This window comes from Variovorax sp. SG517 (genome assembly GCF_013376045.1).
In the GTDB taxonomy this organism is placed as follows: domain Bacteria; phylum Pseudomonadota; class Gammaproteobacteria; order Burkholderiales; family Burkholderiaceae_C; genus Variovorax.
Map to the genome: position 1 here is coordinate 868,900 of NZ_JABMJG010000001.1, position 16,885 is coordinate 885,784.

A 16,885-nucleotide genomic window follows, 5' to 3' on the forward strand; every position below is an offset into this window, starting at 1 on the left:
AACCTCGCTTCCCATGACCAACCAACTCGACAGCCGCAAGCGCTGGCTCGCATTGATGGTGCTGTGCCTCGGCGTCCTGATGATCGTGCTCGACACCACCATCGTGAACGTGGCGCTGCCCTCGATCCGCACCGACCTGGGCTTCACCGAGACCTCGCTGGTCTGGGTGGTGAACGCCTACATGCTGACCTTCGGCGGCTTCCTGCTGCTCGGAGGCCGGCTCGGCGACCTGTACGGCCACCGCCGCGTGTTCCTCGCGGGCCTGGTGCTGTTCACGCTGGCATCGCTGGCCTGCGGGGTCTCGACCTCGCAGGGCCTTCTGGTGGCGGCGCGCGCGGTGCAGGGCCTGGGCGGCGCTGTGGTGTCGGCCGTTTCGCTCTCGCTCATCATGAACCTCTTCACCGAGCCGGCCGACCGCGCCAAGGCGATGGGCGTGTACGGCTTCGTGTGCGCCGGCGGCGGCAGCATCGGCGTGCTGCTGGGCGGCCTGCTCACGAGCACGCTGAGCTGGCACTGGATCTTCCTGGTGAACCTGCCGATCGGCGTGGCGGTGTATGCGCTGTGCGTGGCGCTGCTGCCCAGCGCGCGCGGCCATGCGCACGGCGAGAAGCTCGACGTGGCGGGCGCCATCACCGTCACGCTGTCGCTGATGCTCGCGGTGTACGGCGTCGTCAACGGCAACGAGGCCGGCTGGGGCTCCACGCAGACGCTGGGCCTGCTGGGCGCGGCCGTGGTGCTGCTGGTGATCTTCATCGCCATCGAGGCGCGCGTGCAGCATCCGCTGATGCCGCTGGGCCTGTTCAAGCTGCGCAGCGTGTCGGTGGCCAACGTGGTCGGCGTGCTGTGGGCGGCGGCCATGTTCGCGTGGTTCTTCATCTCGGCGCTCTACATGCAGCTGGTGCTGAACTACACGCCGATGCAGATCGGCCTGGCCTTCCTGCCGGCCAACATCATCATGGCGGTGTTCTCGCTGGGCCTCTCGGCGAAGATCGTCATGCGCTTCGGCATCCGCAAGCCGCTGGCGGCGGGGCTCTGGCTCGCGGCCATCGGGCTGGCGTTGTTCGCGCGCGCGCCGGTCAACGGCAGCTTCGTGGTCGACGTGCTGCCCGGCATGATGCTGCTGGGCCTGGGCGCGGGCATGGCCTTCAACCCCGTGCTGCTGGCCGCGATGAGCGAGGTGAGCCCCACCGACTCGGGCCTGGCCTCGGGCGTGGTGAACACCTCGTTCATGATGGGTGGCGCGCTGGGCCTGGCCGTGCTGGCCAGCGCCGCGGCCGCGCGCTCCGCGTCGATGGAAGCTGCCGGCGCGCAGCTGCCGCTGGCACTCACCGGCGGCTACAACCTCGCGTTCCTCGTCGGTGCCGTGTTCGCGGCGGTGGCGGGCCTGCTCGGTGCCTTGCTGCTTCGCTCCGCCATGCCGGGGCAGACGCAGAACAACGAAGAAACAGCGGCACCCCAGGGAACGGCGGCATCGCAATGAGCGGCAACGCGCCATGCAACCGCCGGTCTTCTTTCTTCAACGGTTCCACAGACTATTCAGGAGAACAACCATGGCTCGCTATGTAGACGGCTTCATCATCGCCATCCCCACGGCCAACGTCGAGGCCTACCGCAAGCTCGCGCGCAAGGCCGGCAAGGTGTGGATGGAATACGGCGCGCTCGAATACGTGGAGTGCATCGCAGACGACGTGAAGCCGGGCAAGCTCACTTCATTTCCGCAGAGCGTGAAGCAGAAGCCCGACGAGACCGTCGCCTTCTCGTGGATCGTCTACAAGTCGCGCAAGCACCGCGACACCGTCAACGCGAAGGTCATGGCCGACCCGCGAATCGCGGGGATGGACCCAAAGACCATGCCCTTCGACGGCAAGCGGATGATCTTCGGCGGCTTCAAGAGCATCGTCGAGTTCTAGGCTCGCCCCCAGGCTTCGCGCACTTCGTGTCGCTATGCCACCCCCTACCGGGGGCAACACCTGCGGCCCGGCAAAGCCGGTTCCGCGGTGTTCGCGAAAAGGCCTCGCTTCGCCGGCCTCAGGCCAGGAAGCCGTCATAGACGAGCTTGAGGCCTGTCAGGAACATGCCCAGATAGACGAAGCGATAGAACCATGTCGCATCGATGCGCCGCGCGATGCGGATGCCGACCCACACGCCGAAGGGCGCGATCGGCATCAGCACCAGCGAGGTGGCGAGCGTGCGGAAGTCGAGCAGGCCAAGCCACGCGTAGGGAATCCACTTGCTGAGATTCACCACGAAGAAGAAATAGGCCATGGTGGCCGTGAAGATCACCGGCGAGAGCCGCAGCGGAATGACGTAGGCGTTGATCGGCGGCCCGCCGGCGTGCGCGATGAAGCTGGTGAAGCCCGAGACCGTCGTCAGCACCGCGCCGACGCCGCGCGAGGGCAACGGATCGTCGGGCTTGGGTGGAAAGAGCAGCCGCTGCGCCAAAAACAGCAGCGTGAACACGCCGACGATGCCCGCCACCGTGTGCGCCGGGAGCACGCGAAACAGCAGCGTGCCGATCACCGTGCCCAGCAGCCCGAACGGAATCAGGAACTTCAGCAGCGAGCGGTCGAAGTCGCGCCGGAACGCCGCGAGGCCCAGCACGTCCATCAGCAGCAGCAACGGCATCAGGATGGCGGCCGCCTGCGGCACGGTGACGGCCAGCGCCATCATCGGCACCGCCAGCGAGCCGAAGCCCGCGCCGAAGCCGCTCTTGCTGATGCCGAGCAGGAGCACGGCGGGAATGGCGACCGCGTAGAAGTACGGGTCGGTGATCAGGGGAAAAGCCATGGGGAAGGAAGGCAAGAGAAAACCCGCCTGAGGGGCGGGCTTGCCTTCCGAGCGTAGCAGGATGGCACGGGGCGTGCCCGCTACGGGCTACCGGTGAGCCGGCTGCTTCAGCGGATTGAGCACGAAGTCGAAGTCCAGCCGCCAGCGGCCGTTGTCCTGCTTCTTCCACGGCGCGACCAGCGACTGGCGCACCGCGAACACCGCGTCCGAATCGAGGTACTCGTCGCCCTCGCGGAACACGTGCGTGATGAGCCGCTCGTAGCCCGGTGCCTCGATCTTGAAATGCAGGTGCGCGGGCCGCCACGGATGACGCTTCGTCGCGCGCAGCAGGTCGCCCACCGGCCCGTCGACGGGGATCGGGTACGCCACCGCCACCACGCTGCGGAAATGCAGCGAGCCGTCGGGCCCGGTGCGCAGCGTGCCGCGGTTCTCCGCGTGGTCGAGCCCGGCGTGCTGCACGTCGTAGTGGCCGCCCGCGTCGGCCTGCCACACGTCGACGACCGCATCAGCCACAGGCTCGCCGTCGAGGCCGCGCACCGTGGCGAACACGTCGCAGGGCTCGCCCTCGGCGCCGTTCGCCACGTCGTCGCCGTGCTCGTACTCGGGCGCGCCCTCGAAGTAGAACGGGCCGAACACGGTGGCCTCGGTGCAGCCGGCCGGCTTGTCGTTGTTCATCGCGATGGTGAGCATCGACAAGCCCAGCACGTCCGACAGCAGGATGAACTCCTGCCGCTTGTCGTCGCATTTCTGGCCAGTGGCCGTGAGGTACTGGATGCCCTGGAACCACTCGTCCTCGGTGAGCTTCACCTCGCGCGCGAAGGCGTGAAGGTGCTGCACCAGGCTGGTCAGGATCTCGCGTAGGCGCGGGTCGGGCGTGTCGGCGAAGCGCGCGAGCACGGCCTGGGTGATGTTGTCCTGGTTGAGGTTGCGCATCGTGGCTGTCTCCGTGTTGTCCGGTCGAGGATCGACCGGACAGAACTGTAGGGCGGGCGACACGGCGCTTGAAGCGCCACGGTGCAAATGATTTTTCCGTGCAGCGGAAAGGTCGGGCGCCGGGCCCGGGCCCCGTCAAGGCGAAGCCGGCGGCAGGCAGCTGCGCAGCTCTTCCTGCACATCGCTGCCAGGCAGGATCCCCCAGCGGACCCGCACGCTGCGCGCGTCGTCCTCGCCCGCCCAGGGCAGGCGCAGGCTGCCGGTGCAGCTGGCGGTGGCAAGCAGCGGCTCCAGCAGCGCGCCCTCGGAGCGGAACTCCGGCGTGTCGAGGATCAGCACCATGCCGCCTTCGCGCAGCAGCGCATCTGGCGGCAGCCATGGCGAGGTGCGCGGGTCGCCGTCGATCAGCAGCTGCACGTCCGGGTCCATGTGCAGCACCACCGCGCCGGTGAACCAGGTGTCGCCCACCATGAGCCGCAGCGGGCGGTCGCCTGCGCGCTCGCGCCATACGGCTTCGACCGCCTCGGCGATCTGCCCCGAGGGCAGGTTGGCGCGCGTGATGTAGCCGTTGCGCGCGCTCCAGACACCGTCGATCCAGGCCTGGCCGAACGAGCCGGCAACGTGCAGCACGGCGGCCGCCACGAGCGTGCCGACCCATCGGCGGCGCGTCCAGCGCTCGGCCTCGAGGCCCGGCACGGCCATCACCGCCCACACGGCGACCGGCAGGAAGAAGGTGCTGAGCCACGAAGCTACGAGGCGCATGTTGAAGAGCACCGACATCGCCAGCACCAGGCACACCGGCCCGAAGGTCGCCCAGGCGAGGAAGCGCCGGTCGAAGCCGCCGTGCGCCGTCTTCTGCTCCTGCGCCGCGCCGCGTTCACGCGTGAACCAGGCCCAGGCCACGAAGAGGAGCATCGGCGACAGCCGCGCGACCTGCACCAGCAGGATCCGAAGCGGCCGCGGATGCACGTGCTTGAGCAGCGGGCCCGACGGATGCATCGAATGCCGCGCATAGCCGATGGTCTGGTCGCCGTGCTGCAGCAGCCATGCGAGGTGCGGCGCCATCAGCAGCAGCGCCACGCCGGCGGCACGCAGCAGGTCGCGGCGCACGCGCGCATCGCGCCACGAACCCTCCCACGCGATGAAGCCCGCACCCACCGCGAACTGCACCAGGGCGCTGTACTTGGTGAGCATCGACAGCGCCGCGAACACGCCGAGCCAGAGCCAGTCGAAGCGGCCGCCCGCCGAAGGCGTGCGCAGCACGCGCCAGAGCATCCACCAGTAGCCCGCCATCGGCAGCAGCTGCACCGTGTTGTGGTTGAAGATGGTGGCGCGCTGCACGTGGTAGGTCACCAGCGAGCCGAGCAACACCGCCAGCGCCGCCCGCATCGGCGGCATCATGCCCAGCGACCAGCGCCACATGATGTAGAGCGCGCCCACGCCGCAGCCCACGCCCGCCGCATAGGTCAGCCAGGGCTGGCGGCCGGCCAGCAGGACCGGCAGGCCCATCAGCCAGCTCGGCAGCGGCGGGTGCTTGTAGTAGCCCCATTGCATGCTGCCGCCCCAGAAGAGCTCCTCGACGTTGTCCCAAGGCGGCGTCTCGTAGAAGCCGGCCATGGGCAGCGTCCAGAGCGCGACCAGCGCCAGCAGCGCGATGACGACCGCGCCGTTCAGGGAAAGATGCCGCGCGAGAGCGGACGCCGGACGGGCGCCGGGAAGGAAGGGCCGGGAATTCATTACCTGCCTTTGTAAAGCTTCCGGCCTAACGGCACCTGACTGGAACCGGCTTTCGCCCAGCACTCGGCCCGGCACCGCCCGCCCGGTGCGCGCCACATAGAATCGCCAGCCTGCCCGCCCGCAGGCGTCCGGGGCCCGGTTCAGCCCCGCGATCGGTCCGGCGTGAACCGCGCACGGCAGGCAAGCCCGGAGACAAACCCCATGGACCGCTGGACCGAAATCGCCCTGCTCGTGCACATCGCCGATGCCGGCAGCCTGAGCCGCGCGGCCGAGGCGCTGGGCCTCTCGAACGCGGCCGCGAGCCGCCACCTGAGCGCGCTGGAAGAACGGCTGGGCGCGCGGCTGGTCGAGCGCAACACGCGGCGGCTCTACCTCACCGACACCGGCCGCGAGTTCTGCGGCCGCGCCCGCACCATCCTGGCCGACCTGTCGGACGCCGAATCGGCGGTGAACGCCACCGCGCTCAACCCCACGGGCACGCTGCGCGTGACGGCCTCGCTGTCGTTCTCGATCCACCACATCGCGCCGCTGCTGCGCGAGTACACGCAGCGCTATCCGGGCGTGACGGTGCACGTGGAGGCGGCCAACCGCTACTTCGACCTAATCGACAACAACATCGACGTGGCGATCCGCACCCGCGAGTTCGAGCCCGACTCGAACGTGACCATCCGCCGGCTCGGCGAGACGCGGCGCATCCTGGCGGCCTCGCCGCGCTACTTCGCGCAGCACGGCTTTCCGAAGACGCTGGAAGAGCTGAAGCGGCACAAGCTGCTGATCTACACCCACGCCAACAACCCGAACGAGCTGCGCTTTCGCCGCGGGGAGGAAACGCAGACGGTGTCGGTCACGGGCCTGCTGGAGTCGAACGACGGGCAGGTGCTGCGCGCGGCCGCGCTCGACGGCATGGGCATCCTGGTGCAGCCCACCTACATCGTCTACGACGACATCGTGGCCGGCCGGCTGGTGCCCACGCTGGACGACTGGGACCTGCCGCACCTGACCATCAACCTCGCCTACCCCAGCCGCAAGCACCTGTCGGCCAAGGTGCGCAGCTTCATCGACTTCATGGCGGCGCATTTCCAGAAGATGGAATACGAGCGCAAGTGGACGGCGCACTTCGGCTCCCACTGATCAGCCCCCGGGGGCTTTTTGGCCAAAACATGTGCGTAAACGCACATTCCCCGTTTCCGCAGCCCCGCACACTGGAACCGCAACCGTCGCATCCCGCGGCGGACCCACCGCTTCCACCCTGCAAGGATCTGCCATGAACACCCAGGCCACCGCCGCCAACACCCCGCGTGCGCCGATCGCGTCGCCGCTGTCCGCCCTCTCCCCCTCCACGCTGGACGATTCAGGCAAGCTGCTGATCCGCGTGACGGTCGGCTTCCTGGTGCTGCTGCACGGCATCTTCAAGATCTCGGCCGGCGTGGGCTTCATCGCCGGCATGCTGGCCAAGTCCGGCCTGCCGGGCGGCATCGCCTACCTGGTGTACGTCGGCGAGATCGTCGCGCCGCTGCTGATGATCGCGGGCCTCTATACCCGTGCCGCCGCGGGCGTGGTGGTCATCAACATGCTGGTGGCCTTCGGCCTGGTGCACATGGCCGACCTGTTCGCGATGACCAAGCAGGGCGGCTGGGCGCTGGAACTGCAGGGCCTGTACCTGTTCGGCGCGCTGACCGTGGTGCTGCTGGGCGCCGGCCGCTTCTCGCTGGGCGGCATCAAGGGCCGCTGGAACTGAGCAAGCCGGCGAATCATTCGTGGAACACCGCGGAACCGGCTTTGCCGGGCCGCAGGTGTTGCCCCCGGAAGGGGGTTGGCGCAGCGACACGAAGTGCGCGAAGCCTGGGGGAGAGCTTCAATCGCCTCTGACTTGCGAGACCATCGCTTCCAGGCGGGCCACGTCGGCGACCAGCAGGGCCTTGTCGTCCTTGCGCAGCACGCCGCTGCGCGCCAGCACGTTGAGTTCGCGGGTCACCTGCTCGCGGTTGGTGCTGATCTGGCTGGCCAGCGCCGCATGCTTGGGCGCCGGATCGAGCCGGGCCTGGTTGCCCTCCACGCCGGCAGCGCGGGCCAGGCGCAGCAGCTCGGCATGCAGCCGGTTCTGCACGCCCAGGGTGCTCAGGTCGATCACCCGCTCCGAGAGCTGCCGCACCAGCGTCGCCAGCCGCAGCATCACCCGGCCGGCCACCAGGGGCTCGTCGCGCAGCAGGGCCATGAAGGAGGCGCGGTCGAGGCTCGCGACCACGCTGGGCTCCAGCGTGACCACGTCGGCGGAGCGCGGGCCGCCGTCGATGGCCGAGATGTCTCCGAAGTGCTCGCCGGCCTCGGAATCGCGGAAGGTCACCTGCCGGCCGTTGGCCGAGTAGGTCGTCACCCTCACCCGGCCCGAGACCAGCAGGAACACCTCGCCCTGCTGCTCGGCGCGCAGCAGCAGGGGCTTGCCGGCCTCCACGCTGTGCCACAGGCATTGCCGGGCCAGCAGGTCCAGCCGCTGGTCTGAAAGGCCTTCGAGCAGCGCGATCTGGCGCAGCGCAAGGCTGGAACGGGGGGTAGGTTCGGGTCTGGCCATGCCGGGGTCGGTGGTCAACGGGGATGGGCGCGCGGATTATGCTCGGGTGCCGCTTCGAACCCGTTCATGGCCAGACGTTCCCCTGAAGCCCCCTCCGACGCCTCCCCCGCCGCCGCGATTTCGCTGAGACCGCCCACGCGGCGCAATCTGCGCTGGGCCAGCGGGCTGGTGCTGATGGCCTACGTCACGCTGCACCTGCTGAATCATTCGCTGGGCATCTATTCGTTTGCCGCCGCCGAGACCATGCTGCGCGGCGTGCAGGCGTTCTGGCACACCATCGCGGGCACCGCCCTGCTCTATGGCGCGGCCGCCACGCACCTGGCGCTGGCGGTGGTCGCCCTGTGGGAACGGCGCACCCTGCGCATGCCCCCGCTAGAAGGCCTGCGCGTGGCGCTGGGTTTCGCGCTGCCGCTGCTGCTGGCCACGCACCTCACCGCCATGCGCGGCGCCTTCCAGGCCTACGGCATCGAGGGCTCCTACGTGCGCGTGGTCTGGGGGCTGTGGGACTGGCAGGGCGCCGCCGCGCAACTGCTGATGCTGCTCGCGGCCTGGACCCACGGCTGCCTGGGCCTGCACTTCGCGCTGCGGGCCAAGCCGGCATGGCGGCGCTTCTCGCACCTGCTGCTGGCCGTGGCGGTGGTACTGCCGCTGACCGCCGCGATGGGCTTCGTCTCGATGGGGCGCGAGTTCCAGTGGACCGGCGTGCCGCCGGCCACGCTGCCCACGGCCGAGCAGTCCAAGGCGCTGGGTACGGCCGAGAACGCGATCAAGTGGGGCTACGGCCTGGCGCTGATCGCGCTGCTGGCGGCGCGCTGGGGCCGCAACGGCTTCTCGCGATGGGCGCGCCAGCCGCAGGTGGCGCTGCGCTACCCTGGCCGCACGGTGCAGGTCCCGCGCGGCTGGAGCGTGCTGGAGGCGAGCCGCTCCCACGGCATCGACCACGTCTCGATCTGCGGCGGGCGTGCGCGCTGCTCCACCTGCCGCGTGCGCGTGGCCGGCCCCGCCGAGCACATCGGCGAGGTGGGGCGCGACGAGCGGCGCACGCTCGACCGGGTGCGCGCGCCGGCCGACGTGCGGCTGGCCTGCCAGCTGCGCCCGCGCGGCGACATCGAAGTCACACCGCTGTTCGCGCCGCTGCCCAACGAGGGACGGCCGGCGCCGGTGGGCAGCTTCGGGCGCGAGCGCGACGTGGCGATCCTCTTCGTCGACCTGCGGCGCTGGTCGGGCCTGTCGGAGCGGCAGTGGCCCTTCGACCTGGCCTACGTGCTCGACCGCTACTTCGCCACCGTGGGTGCAGCGGTGCGCGAAAGCGGCGGCGTGCCCAACCAGTTCATCGGCGACAGCGTGATGGCGATCTTCGGCCTCGACTGCGACCTGCCCACCGCCTGCAGGCAGGCGATGCGGGCGACGGAGCTGATCGGCCAGCGCATGGATGCATGGAGCGAAGGCTTCGAGGCGCAGTTCGGCCAGCGGCTGGAGTTCGGCATGGGCCTGCACGCGGGCCGCGCGGCGGTGGGCGAGGTGGGCTACCTGGAGACGACCACCTTCACCGCCATCGGCGAAGTGGTCAACACCGCGAGCCGGCTGCAGGACCACTCGAAGACCGCGGCCTCGCGCCTCGTGGTGTCGCTCTTCGCGGCCGAGCAGGCCGGCGTGGCGCACGCCATGGGCGAGGCCGAGGTGCTGAAGGTGCGGGGCCGCTCGGAGCCCCTGGCGGTGCTGTACGCGCCGCAAGCGACAGCGACAACGATGGCGGCCTCCCTCTAGCTGCCAATTGGCGAAAGCGGTGCGCAAACGCACATCGCGAACCACGATGCGGTTTCACACTGCATCCCGTGGCAACGACGAATGTCCGCCGCCCACACAGTCAGCAAAGGGACTCGCATCATGAACACCAAGCAACGCATCGCCGCTCTCTCCGCCATCGCATTCGCCATGCTCGGCGCAGCGGGCGCGGTCCACGCCGAAACCTATGAGGGCGTGCAGCCCCTCACCTCTTCCGCCAGCCGCGGCGACGTGAAGGCCGAAGCCGTGGCCGCGACGCGCGAAGGCAACCGCTATTCGGACGCCGCAGCCGAAGGCGCCGTGGCCTTCAGCTCCACGCTCGACCGCGCCACCGTGCGCGAGCAGGCCGTGGCCGCCGCCAACAACCCGCTGCAGAGCCTGGACCGTCGCGCCTTCTACCGCGACGAAGTGCCCGCGGCCTACAAGAAGCCCGGCGTTTCGTTCACGCGGCAGGCCAGCCTGCCGAGCGCGGCACGCCCCTGACGCAAGGGCTCAGGGCAGTACGCCTTCCCAGGCGTTCTGCAGCAGCGCGCGGATCGCCGCGCGCTCCAGCGGGCGCGGGTTGGGGTACTGGTTCTTGAGCGCGTGCTCGCAGGCCAGGTCGAGATCGGACTCCTTCATGCCGATATCGCGCAGCGCGACCGGCGCGCCGTTGTCGCGCGCCAAGTCGTACACGGCCTGAGCGGCGCTGCCGCTTCCCGCCAGCGCCTTCGAGATCTTCGCCATGGCCTCGGGCGCCGCCGCAGCGTTGTAGGCCAGCGCATGCGGCAGCACGATGGTGTGGGTCTCGGCATGCGGCAGGTTGAAGCTGCCGCCCAGCGTGTGGCACAGCTTGTGGTGAAGCGCCATGCCCACATTGCCCAGCACCGTGCCGCACAGCCATGCGCCGTAGAGCGCGTCGCTGCGGGCGGTGAGGTCCTTGGGCGTGGCGCGGATGGCCGGCAGCGCGCGGCCCAGCGCGGCGATGCCCTCCTGCGCCATCAGGTCCATGATCGGGTTCGAATCGACCGCGTAGAGCCCTTCAGCCGCGTGCGCGATGGCGTTGATGCCGCTGGTCACGCTCATGCCCACGGGCAGGCCGAGCGAGAGCTCGGGGTCGTAGATCACGGTGCGCGGCAGCACGCGGGCGTCCTTGCCCGTCTTCTTCATGCCGGCTTCGGTGATGCCGTAGATCGGCGTCATCTCGGAGCCCGCATAAGTGGTCGGGATGGCAAGGATCGGCAGGCCCGAATCGAGCGCGATGGCCTTGCCCAGCCCGGTGGTGGAGCCGCCGCCGATGGCCACGGCGCAGTCGGCGCCGAGCTTGGCGGCCACCTCCCTCGCCTCGCGCGCGGTCTCTATGGGCACGTGCATCACGGCGCGGTCGAACACCCCCGCCGCATGCGCGCCGAGCATGTCGGCCACGCGCTCGGCCTGCGGGCGCTGCTCGGGCGTGGAGAGCACCAGGGCTCGGCGCGCGCCTAGCGCATCGATCTCGCGGGCCAGGTGCTGCAGCGAACCTGCGCCGAAAACCACCCGCTGGGGTGCGCTGGTGTAGATGAACGAGGGTGTGGTCATGGCTTGGTGCCCGTATCTCCGGTGTCTCCGGTATCTCCGATGTCTGCCTGGACGAATCTGTCCGCCCCCGGCCCGTGCCGGGCCACCACGATACGCCGGCTCGCCCGCCGTTCAATGGCGGAAAACGGAAAGGAGTTTTCCGCCAGCCGCGGACACCGGCCTCGCACTCGCCTCAGGCCGGCGCGACTCGCACCGTGCAGGCCTGGCGGCTCTCGGCGATCGAGAAGCGCACCGGCAGGAAGCGCTCGATCACCGCGCAGTTGGTGCGCGTGTGCTCGGTCACCTCGCTGCAGGTGAAGGCGCATTCCTTCCTGCCCTGCCACGCCGCGAGCGCCAGCAGCAGCGCCAGCTGGACGGCCAGATGCGGTCCCACGGCCGCCTCGCTCTTCTGGAACGAGCGCAGCTCCTTCACCAGCCCGTGCGCTACCTGCTCGGCGCTCAGCGACTTCTCGCCGAAGGCGGTGAACACCTCGGTTACGTGCTCGTAGGCCAGCGTGGCAAGCAGCGCATTGCCCGGACCTTCGTTCTGGCGCACCGAGCCGAAGCGCAGCTGCTCGCCCGACCAGCCCATCGCGCCACCCAGCGTTTCGAGCTCGCGCGTCGGCACATGGCGCGGAATGCCGGGCGCCAGGCATTCGGCGTAGTTCGACTGGTGCGCACCGCGCGTCATCAGGTCGAAGGGCTGCAGCGCACCGGCTGCCGGCACGATGACCACCTCGACCTCGCCACCACCGGCCGGATAGAAGCCGCAGCGGCGCAGCGTCAGCTGCAGATCGGCACCCAGTCGGCGCACCAGCGGGGCAAACGCACGCTCCAGGAAATGGAACGGCGGCGCCATCGGGTTGTGCGTGCCGCCGCTCAGGTGCACGCGGCTCTGCGAACCGGCGAGCAGCAGCGGCGGCAGCACCGTCTGCAGCACCAGCATGCAGCTGCCCGCGCCCGAGATCGCGAAGCGGTACTCGCCCGCGCGCACCGGGCCGGGCACGAAACGCAGCGACTGCGAACCGAGCTCGGCACCATCGACTTCCGCGCCGCTGATGGCAGCGGCCGCGTTCACGCAGGCGAGGTGCTGTCGCATCAGGCCCGGCTTGGCACGGCCTGCGCGGATCTTCTCGATGGCCATCGGCTGGCCCGTGACCATCGACAGCGCGAGGCTGGTGCGCAGGATCTGGCCGCCGCCCTCGCCCTGGGAGCCGTCGAGTTCAACCATGCGGGGCCTCCTCCTGCTTCTTCTGCTGCTCGAAACGCAGCACGGTCTCGTAGAGGAACGCATCGAGTCCTGCCTCCTCGGCGCGCGGCAGCGGCGTCACCTGCTCCGCCGCGTTGGCCGCCAGCTCGGATTCGATGAACGCATGGATGCCGCTCCAACGCGGACTGGTCGCGGCCTCGCCGGCGCGCATCTTCACCTCGAGCAGCGCGTTGATCTCGGCGATCAGCGCGGCGTCGCGCACCGGGTCGAGCGTGCGCTGCGCCAGTTCGGCGAAGCGCATCGGCGGCACGCCGGGCTGCGTGCGGATCCAGCGCGCGGCCAGCAGCGGACGCAGCACGTAGAGGTACTTCTTGTAGCGCACCTCGTCGGCCTGCAGGTGCTCGCGGAAGTTCTTCTTCGCCATCGAGGCGTAGTGATGCCAGGCGCGTGCGTTGGAGAACACCGTCTCCGACAGTTCGCGAAAGCGCGGCATCGCGGTCGCGTCGTCGCGGTACACGACGGGCGAGCGCAGCCATTCGAGCAGCGTCGGGTTCGACTCGCGCATCAGGCCCAGGGCCTTGCGCAGGTCCCAGCCGTTGATGTCGAGGTCGCCGCTGATCGGCACCTCGATCACGTCGCGGCGCGGCATCACCGTGAGATACCACGGCAGGCGATTCACGTAGATGAAGCGCACGTCGTAGTCGCTATCGGGCGAGGCAAAGCCCCAGCCGCGGCTGCCGGATTCGCAGGCGAAGAGCACGGTCACGTCGTGCTTCGCCTCGATGTCGCGCAGAGCCTCCATGATCTGCGCGCGCATGGCGGGCTCGATCGGGTGGGCGGAGCGCAGGAATTCTTCTTCGGTACTCATCTTCGGTTCTTCTTTCTTCTTTTCTCTCGTCAGGCCCGCGTGACAGTCACCTCGCCGGCACTGTCGAGCTCGTAGACGTCCAGGTCGTTGGCCAGGAACGCATTCCCGCGGTAGTGCGCCTGCGTCTCGGCCATCAGCGCCGCCATGCCTTGCTCGTTCTGGTGACGCGCGCTGAAGTGCGTGAGGATCAGGTTCGGCATTTCGACCGACTGCGCAAACTCGGCCAGCAGGCGCGCCGAACTGTGCATCGGGCCGGGGCCGACCTTGTCGAGCGCGTCTTGCGTGAAGGTGGCTTCGTGCACCAGCAACTGCACGCCCTGGCAGGCATCGCGCAGCAACGCGGGCTCTGCGTTGTCGCCGCCGACGAGCACGCTGGCCGTGTCGACCTGCGTCTCGGTGAAGTCGGCGCTGCGCAGCACGTCGCCATTGAAGGACACGTCTTCACCGCTCTGCAATGCACGCCACGCAGGGCCGGGAGGTAGGCCGACCGCACGCAGCGCATCCGCCTTCAGCCGCACGCGCCGCGTCTCGACCTGCACGCGGTAGGCATGGCTGGGCACGCGATGCAGCAGCGCGTGGCGCTCGATGCGCACGCCGGGCGCCTCGTACACCAGTTGCTGCGCATCGAGATCCACATGCTCGACTTCGTAGGGCAGATGCAGGTCCGTCAGCGTGCGCGTGGCCTCGAACCACTGCCACACCGGCAGCGGTGCGATCAGCTTCAGCGGCTTGGTGCGCTTGCCCATGCCCGCGCTCGCGAGCAGCCCCGGCAGCCCATAGCAATGGTCGCCGTGCACATGCGTGATGCAGACGGCAGCCAGGTCGTTCAGCGACAGCGGCGTTTGCAGCACGCGATGCTGCGTGCCTTCGCCGCAATCGACCAGGAACCAGTCGGCGCCGAGCACCGTCTGCACCGCGAGACCGGAGACGTTGCGGTGGCGCGTGGGGGTGCCGGAAGAGGTCCCCAGGAAAGTCAGTTTCATCATCGTCGTCAAGGCCATCGCTCCCTGTTCATCAGCGCACTCTTCGCCGCATCCGCGGCAACGCGCTCCCAGGCAAAGTATCGGCGACCGCCTGCGGGGCGGGCCGTCATCAGTTCATGCAGCTTCGCGAGGTTGGATTCGCCGCCCCATCGCGCCATGGTCTGGATCGCCACGACGCGCAGGCTCCACCATTTGCTTTCGAGCGCGGCCTCGACTTCGGCCACGGCTCGTGCATTCGGCTTCGTTGCACCCAACGCGCGAAGACGATCTGTCTGCTCGCCCAGGAGGTTCGCACCCGGCCCTGTATTCCGCAGATGCTCCCGCCGCGCACGACGACATGCCAGGCATCGAACGGCTCGGCTATCGATATGTCCGTGCACGACCTCGTACCACCACTTCTGCTGCTCGGCCGTCCACAGCTCCTCGGCGCCGCAGTCGCGGCAGGTGAAGGGGCGGGCTACATAAAACGCAGGCAGCACACCATAGGTGTTGTTGTATTGCGCCAGGACGAACCGATCAGCCGGCACGCAACCGAGCGCGAATCCGAAATCGGGCTGCGGCAGGCGGACATCCTTCGCACGCAGGCGCGCGGCCGATGCTGCGGCGCGCTCGAGGCGACGCGCCTTGATTTCGGCGCGGCGTTGCTTGTTGCTCTTCATGACTCTCAGCCTCGCTTTATCTTGTCTTGCTCGATGGCATGCAACATCCGTCGTGCTCGACCCCCAGTCCAACGATCCTTGCGGGTCGAGATCTCGCGAACGCGAGCGGCGAACTCATCGTCCGCCCATCGAACAGCAAGCCGGCAATCGTGACAAAACCGTCCTGTAGAAGGCCTGCGTGTCAACGACGTCAACAGACTCCTCAACACGCTGCTGCGTTCCTGTTCGGATAGATCGCTCTGCTTCAGCAGATGGCACAGTCGATCGCGCAGGTAGCCGGATCGGAAAAACCGCGGCCCCATTTCGATGTAAAGAATGGCCGATTCGCGCCATGCTCCCTTGCCTTGGAGAACCCCTTCCCGCGCCTCATCACTCCACAACTCGAACACAGGGCTCTCATAGCTGCGAAAGCGTTCGGCTGCCACCTTCCAGGCAGTCCATGCCGATACGGAACGTCCGCGTTGCGTGAAGGCCTCTTGCAACGCCAGCTCCCGACGCTTCAGTTCAGCTTCAGTTTGTCGAGTGCACCTGTGATCGATCTTCATCTTGGCCCTCCTGCGCCGGCCTCGATGGACGGCCGGCTATCCCTTCACGCATACGACCTGCTTGAGCGTGTAGACCACCTCCACCAGGTCCTTCTGCGCATCCATCACCGCGTCGATGTCCTTGTAGGCCATCGGGATCTCGTCGATCACGTCGGCGTCCTTTCGGCATTCCACGCCTTCGGTCGCGGCGATCTGGTCGGCCACCGTGTAGAGCTTCTTCGCCTTGGTACGGCTCATCTTTCGACCGGCGCCGTGGCTGCAGCTCATGAAGCTCTCGGGGTTGCCCTTTCCGCGCACGATGTAGCTCTTGGCGCCCATGCTTCCGGGAATGATCCCCAGCTCGCCGGCCTTGGCGCTCACCGCGCCCTTGCGGGTCACGAGCACGTCTTCACCGAAGTGCGTCTCGCGGCTCACGTAGTTGTGGTGGCAGTTCACCGCTTCCACGTGCGCCTCGAAGGGCTTGGTGATGACCTTGCGCGCGGCCGCGACCACGCGCTGCATCATCACTTCGCGGTTCGCTCGCGCGAACTTCTGGGCCCAGCCCACCGCGCGCACGTAGTCGCCGAAGTACTTGGCGCCCTCTTCGAAGTACGCCAGGTCCTGGTCGGGCAGGTTGCGCTGGTGCTGCTCGGCATCCTTCTTCGCGAGTTCGATGAAGTGCGTGCCGATGGCATTGCCCACGCCGCGCGAACCCGAGTGCAGCATGAACCACACGGAGCCGGCTTCGTCCAGGCACACCTCGATGAAGTGGTTGCCCGTACCCAGCGTTCCCAGGTGCTTGTGGTTGTTGGTGTTCTTCAGGCGCGGGTAGTCCTCGCAGATCGCGTCGAACTCGTCCACCAGCCCGGCCCAGGCCACGTCGGTCTCGTTGGGAGGGGTCTCCCACGAGCCCTTGTCGCGGCCCATGCGCTTGGGGTTGGATCCGTGCGGCACGGCCTTCTCGATCGCCGAGCGCAGCGGCGCCAGGTTGTCGGGCAGATCGTTGGCATGCAGCGTGGTCTTGCACGCCATCATTCCGCAGCCGATGTCCACGCCCACCGCGGCCGGGATGATGGCCTTGAAGGTCGGGATCACCGAGCCCACCGTCGCGCCGATGCCGTAGTGCACGTCGGGCATGGCCGCGATGTGCTTGAACACGATGGGCAGGCGGGCTGCGTTCTCGAGCTGCTTCTGCGCCTCGTCCTCCACGGGCACGCCGCGGGTCCACATCTTCACGGGAACGCCGTTGGCGACTTCGTGCAGGTTGTAGTTCTTGCTCTGTTCCATTTTTCTT

Annotated in this window: 17 protein-coding genes; 6 read left to right on the top strand and 11 right to left on the bottom strand. The window is 68.6% G+C overall.

Annotated elements, in window-relative coordinates:
- Positions 1–13: 13 nt before the first annotated feature.
- Entirely contained in the window at positions 14–1,480 is a 1,467-nt protein-coding gene (locus FHT32_RS04045) for a DHA2 family efflux MFS transporter permease subunit (protein ID WP_176663328.1), read from the top strand.
- A 70-nt stretch (positions 1,481–1,550) separates the two neighbouring features.
- The gene (locus FHT32_RS04050) at positions 1,551–1,910 is read left to right on the top strand and encodes a DUF1428 domain-containing protein (protein WP_176663329.1); all 360 of its coding nucleotides are present in this window, start codon (positions 1,551–1,553) and stop codon (positions 1,908–1,910) included.
- A 118-nt stretch (positions 1,911–2,028) separates the two neighbouring features.
- Here FHT32_RS04050 and FHT32_RS04055 read toward each other — a convergent pair whose 3' ends face one another.
- From FHT32_RS04055 to FHT32_RS04065, 3 genes are all read right to left on the bottom strand, one after another.
- Complete coding sequence (locus tag FHT32_RS04055; protein WP_176663330.1) at positions 2,029–2,787, bottom strand: sulfite exporter TauE/SafE family protein; 759 nt, start codon at positions 2,785–2,787, stop codon at positions 2,029–2,031.
- A gap of 87 nt (positions 2,788–2,874) precedes the next feature.
- On the bottom strand, positions 2,875–3,720 hold the full coding sequence (locus tag FHT32_RS04060; protein ID WP_176663331.1) for an intradiol ring-cleavage dioxygenase: 846 nt from the start codon (positions 3,718–3,720) through the stop codon (positions 2,875–2,877).
- Between the two features lie 135 nt (positions 3,721–3,855).
- Positions 3,856–5,457 carry a glycosyltransferase family 39 protein gene (locus tag FHT32_RS04065; RefSeq protein WP_176663332.1) on the bottom strand — a complete coding sequence of 534 codons (1,602 nt, stop codon included), beginning with the start codon at positions 5,455–5,457 and terminating at the stop codon, positions 3,856–3,858.
- Between the two features lie 201 nt (positions 5,458–5,658).
- Between FHT32_RS04065 and FHT32_RS04070 the strand changes: the two genes are divergently transcribed.
- On the top strand, positions 5,659–6,588 hold the full coding sequence (locus FHT32_RS04070; protein WP_176663333.1) for a LysR family transcriptional regulator: 930 nt from the start codon (positions 5,659–5,661) through the stop codon (positions 6,586–6,588).
- A gap of 133 nt (positions 6,589–6,721) precedes the next feature.
- On the top strand, positions 6,722–7,195 hold the full coding sequence (locus FHT32_RS04075) for a DoxX family protein (RefSeq protein WP_176663334.1): 474 nt from the start codon (positions 6,722–6,724) through the stop codon (positions 7,193–7,195).
- Between the two features lie 117 nt (positions 7,196–7,312).
- On the opposite strand, the gene FHT32_RS04080 is transcribed toward FHT32_RS04075, so the two are convergent.
- The gene (locus FHT32_RS04080; RefSeq protein ID WP_176663335.1) at positions 7,313–8,026 is read right to left on the bottom strand and encodes a Crp/Fnr family transcriptional regulator; all 714 of its coding nucleotides are present in this window, start codon (positions 8,024–8,026) and stop codon (positions 7,313–7,315) included.
- 66 nt (positions 8,027–8,092) lie between these two features.
- Between FHT32_RS04080 and FHT32_RS04085 the strand changes: the two genes are divergently transcribed.
- Together FHT32_RS04085 and FHT32_RS04090 are read left to right on the top strand one after the other, a co-directional pair.
- Positions 8,093–9,793, top strand: a complete 1,701-nt coding sequence (locus tag FHT32_RS04085; RefSeq protein WP_176663336.1) for an adenylate/guanylate cyclase domain-containing protein — start codon at positions 8,093–8,095, stop codon at positions 9,791–9,793.
- Positions 9,794–9,913: 120 nt separating this feature from the next.
- The gene (locus FHT32_RS04090) at positions 9,914–10,294 is read left to right on the top strand and encodes an alpha/beta hydrolase (RefSeq protein WP_176663337.1); all 381 of its coding nucleotides are present in this window, start codon (positions 9,914–9,916) and stop codon (positions 10,292–10,294) included.
- A 9-nt stretch (positions 10,295–10,303) separates the two neighbouring features.
- On the opposite strand, the gene FHT32_RS04095 is transcribed toward FHT32_RS04090, so the two are convergent.
- The 7 genes from FHT32_RS04095 to FHT32_RS04125 all read right to left on the bottom strand — a co-directional run bounded on the left by FHT32_RS04095 (position 10,304) and on the right by FHT32_RS04125 (position 16,878).
- A complete protein-coding gene (locus FHT32_RS04095; protein WP_176663338.1) occupies positions 10,304–11,368 on the bottom strand; it encodes a maleylacetate reductase in 1,065 nt (354 codons plus the stop codon).
- A 172-nt stretch (positions 11,369–11,540) separates the two neighbouring features.
- A complete protein-coding gene (gene rtcA / locus FHT32_RS04100; RefSeq protein ID WP_176663339.1) occupies positions 11,541–12,578 on the bottom strand; it encodes an RNA 3'-terminal phosphate cyclase in 1,038 nt (345 codons plus the stop codon).
- Positions 12,571–13,425, bottom strand: a complete 855-nt coding sequence (locus FHT32_RS04105) for a nucleotidyltransferase domain-containing protein (RefSeq protein WP_176663340.1) — start codon at positions 13,423–13,425, stop codon at positions 12,571–12,573. The genes rtcA and FHT32_RS04105 overlap by 8 nt, the downstream gene beginning before the upstream one ends.
- 29 nt (positions 13,426–13,454) lie before the next feature.
- On the bottom strand, positions 13,455–14,408 hold the full coding sequence (locus FHT32_RS04110) for a ribonuclease Z (RefSeq protein ID WP_256098860.1): 954 nt from the start codon (positions 14,406–14,408) through the stop codon (positions 13,455–13,457).
- Between the two features lie 8 nt (positions 14,409–14,416).
- Entirely contained in the window at positions 14,417–15,067 is a 651-nt protein-coding gene (locus FHT32_RS04115) for a zinc-ribbon domain containing protein (protein ID WP_176663342.1), read from the bottom strand.
- A gap of 5 nt (positions 15,068–15,072) precedes the next feature.
- Positions 15,073–15,612 (bottom strand): hypothetical protein, encoded by a 540-nt coding sequence (locus FHT32_RS04120; protein WP_176663343.1) that lies wholly within the window; start codon positions 15,610–15,612, stop codon positions 15,073–15,075.
- Positions 15,613–15,648: 36 nt separating this feature from the next.
- Entirely contained in the window at positions 15,649–16,878 is a 1,230-nt protein-coding gene (locus FHT32_RS04125; RefSeq protein ID WP_176663344.1) for an RtcB family protein, read from the bottom strand.
- Between the last annotated feature and the right edge of the window lie 7 nt (positions 16,879–16,885).

What these genes read in the sequence shown, in the direction of transcription:
- FHT32_RS04060 (WP_176663331.1), bottom strand. Translation starts at nt 3,720, where the DNA reads ATGCGCAACCTCAACCAGGACAACATCACCCAGGCCGTGCTCGCGCGC.
- FHT32_RS04085 (WP_176663336.1), top strand. Translation starts at nt 8,093, where the DNA reads ATGGCCAGACGTTCCCCTGAAGCCCCCTCCGACGCCTCCCCCGCCGCC.
- FHT32_RS04125 (WP_176663344.1), bottom strand. Translation starts at nt 16,878, where the DNA reads ATGGAACAGAGCAAGAACTACAACCTGCACGAAGTCGCCAACGGCGTT.
- FHT32_RS04050 (WP_176663329.1), top strand. Translation starts at nt 1,551, where the DNA reads ATGGCTCGCTATGTAGACGGCTTCATCATCGCCATCCCCACGGCCAAC.
- FHT32_RS04090 (WP_176663337.1), top strand. Translation starts at nt 9,914, where the DNA reads ATGAACACCAAGCAACGCATCGCCGCTCTCTCCGCCATCGCATTCGCC.
- FHT32_RS04080 (WP_176663335.1), bottom strand. Translation starts at nt 8,026, where the DNA reads ATGGCCAGACCCGAACCTACCCCCCGTTCCAGCCTTGCGCTGCGCCAG.
- FHT32_RS04115 (WP_176663342.1), bottom strand. Translation starts at nt 15,067, where the DNA reads ATGAAGAGCAACAAGCAACGCCGCGCCGAAATCAAGGCGCGTCGCCTC.
- FHT32_RS04075 (WP_176663334.1), top strand. Translation starts at nt 6,722, where the DNA reads ATGAACACCCAGGCCACCGCCGCCAACACCCCGCGTGCGCCGATCGCG.
- FHT32_RS04045 (WP_176663328.1), top strand. Translation starts at nt 14, where the DNA reads ATGACCAACCAACTCGACAGCCGCAAGCGCTGGCTCGCATTGATGGTG.
- FHT32_RS04065 (WP_176663332.1), bottom strand. Translation starts at nt 5,457, where the DNA reads ATGAATTCCCGGCCCTTCCTTCCCGGCGCCCGTCCGGCGTCCGCTCTC.
- FHT32_RS04095 (WP_176663338.1), bottom strand. Translation starts at nt 11,368, where the DNA reads ATGACCACACCCTCGTTCATCTACACCAGCGCACCCCAGCGGGTGGTT.
- FHT32_RS04110 (WP_256098860.1), bottom strand. Translation starts at nt 14,408, where the DNA reads ATGAAACTGACTTTCCTGGGGACCTCTTCCGGCACCCCCACGCGCCAC.
- FHT32_RS04070 (WP_176663333.1), top strand. Translation starts at nt 5,659, where the DNA reads ATGGACCGCTGGACCGAAATCGCCCTGCTCGTGCACATCGCCGATGCC.
- FHT32_RS04055 (WP_176663330.1), bottom strand. Translation starts at nt 2,787, where the DNA reads ATGGCTTTTCCCCTGATCACCGACCCGTACTTCTACGCGGTCGCCATT.
- rtcA (WP_176663339.1), bottom strand. Translation starts at nt 12,578, where the DNA reads ATGGTTGAACTCGACGGCTCCCAGGGCGAGGGCGGCGGCCAGATCCTG.
- FHT32_RS04105 (WP_176663340.1), bottom strand. Translation starts at nt 13,425, where the DNA reads ATGAGTACCGAAGAAGAATTCCTGCGCTCCGCCCACCCGATCGAGCCC.
- FHT32_RS04120 (WP_176663343.1), bottom strand. Translation starts at nt 15,612, where the DNA reads ATGAAGATCGATCACAGGTGCACTCGACAAACTGAAGCTGAACTGAAG.